This is a genomic window from Spirulina sp. 06S082, assembly GCF_034932145.1.
Classification (GTDB): Bacteria; Cyanobacteriota; Cyanobacteriia; order Cyanobacteriales; family Spirulinaceae; genus CCY15215.
The window spans coordinates 1-1,418 of record NZ_JAYGHV010000376.1 but is presented as its reverse complement, the minus strand read 5'-3'; the positions used below and the strand labels follow the sequence as shown (position 1 = coordinate 1,418).

At 65.6% G+C, this 1,418-nt stretch carries 3 protein-coding genes; 2 read left to right on the top strand and 1 reads right to left on the bottom strand.

The window, feature by feature from the left end; translation table 11 throughout:
* Window positions 1-201 (bottom strand): class I SAM-dependent methyltransferase (locus VB714_RS21395; protein WP_323226718.1); only part of this gene is annotated, 201 nt, incomplete at its 3' end.
* A 227-nt stretch (window positions 202-428) separates the two neighbouring features.
* Between VB714_RS21395 and VB714_RS21390 the strand changes: the two genes are divergently transcribed.
* Window positions 429-1,115 carry a class I SAM-dependent methyltransferase gene (locus tag VB714_RS21390; RefSeq protein ID WP_323226717.1) on the top strand — a complete coding sequence of 229 codons (687 nt, stop codon included), beginning with the start codon at window positions 429-431 and terminating at the stop codon, window positions 1,113-1,115.
* A gap of 38 nt (window positions 1,116-1,153) precedes the next feature.
* The coding region (locus VB714_RS21385; RefSeq protein ID WP_323226716.1) for a type II toxin-antitoxin system prevent-host-death family antitoxin at window positions 1,154-1,418 on the top strand (265 nt) is incomplete at its 3' end.

Sequence of the window (1,418 nt, the reverse complement as noted above, 5' to 3'; positions counted from 1 at the left end):
GTACAGGTCACCCTGGACGAACCTTACCGGCCGACCCTCGAGGGCCTCCCGGGCCCGGTCGAGCATCTGCGCCGCGCCGTCGAAGAGAGTCACCTCGCAGCCCGGATAGGCGTCGAGCACGAATCCGGCGAGCATGCCGGTCCCGGCCCCGAGGTCGAGGATCTTCTTCGGCGGTGCGCCGGCCAGCGAGATCGCCTGCACGGCCACACCGTAGAACGGCTCGAAGGGCGGGATGATCCGCGTACGCGCCGCGTCATAGGTGGCAGCATGCTGGTTGAACTTGGGGATAGCGCCGGCGATCGGCCGATCTTATTGGTCAGGCCGAGCAGGCCGAGATCTTCGTATCGGACCCCCCTGAGGCAGGGCATTGCCGGCTTTAGGGGTTTTCCCCGGGTTTCGGGCGGTTTCGGTCCGGTTATGTTGGAGGTATGGAAGTCACAGGCACGAAGCGAAGTGAAAGCGGCCTCAGGCCGGGACACGAATGGCGGGAGCAGGCCCGCTCGGAGAGGTGGCTGGCGATACGCGACCGGCTTCCCGGCGGTGCCCAGATGCGGGAGGTGCTGCTCGACGACGTGGTCGGGCAACGCCGTCCGCAGCGGATCCTCGACCTCGGCACCGGCGGTGGTGCGCTGATCGCCGACGTGCGCTCGATCGTCCCCGACGCAGAGGCCTACGGCCTCGACATCTCGCCCCCGCTGCTCGCCGCCGCCAGGATGAGCTTCGTCGGTGAAAAAGGCGTTCACTTCCGCGAGCATGACCTGCTCGAACCGCTGCCTACGGAGTTCGGCAGGTTCGATCTGATCATCTCGGCATGGGTGATCCACCACCTGCCGGACGAAAGGAAGCAGCGGCTCTACTCCGAGGCCTTCGACCTGCTCGAACCGGGCGGGCTCTTCTGCAACATGGACCTGGTGGAGCTGCCGACGCCTGAGCTCCAGCGGCGCGCGCTGGAGGTGTTCGCGTCGATGGACGACGAGGAGGACACCTCCGACCAGCCGGCTCCGGTCGAGGCCCAGCTGGCATGGATGGGCGACTCCGGCTTCGAGAACGTCGACTGCTACTGGAAGTGGCTCGAGATGGCGCTGCTGATAGGTGTCAAACCTCCGCCCGACTGATGCGGGAACCGCAGCCATGTAGCTGCTAAGGTCAGCTAATGACGCTACAACGAACCGAAGAGAGGGTGGGAATCCGAGAACTCCACGACAGGCTGAGCGAATACCTTCAGCGTGTCGAAGGCGGGACCGACGTGATCGTGACCCGCAGGGGGAAGCAGATCGCCCGTCTGAGCTCTTCGGATGCCCAGGATCCTTTCGAAGACCTGAGCCGGCGCGGAATCGTCACCCTTCCCGAAGAGGCACGTTCCGCCCACCAGCCGAGGATTCGGGCCCGTGATTCGGTATCCGACCTCGTCTCCGAGC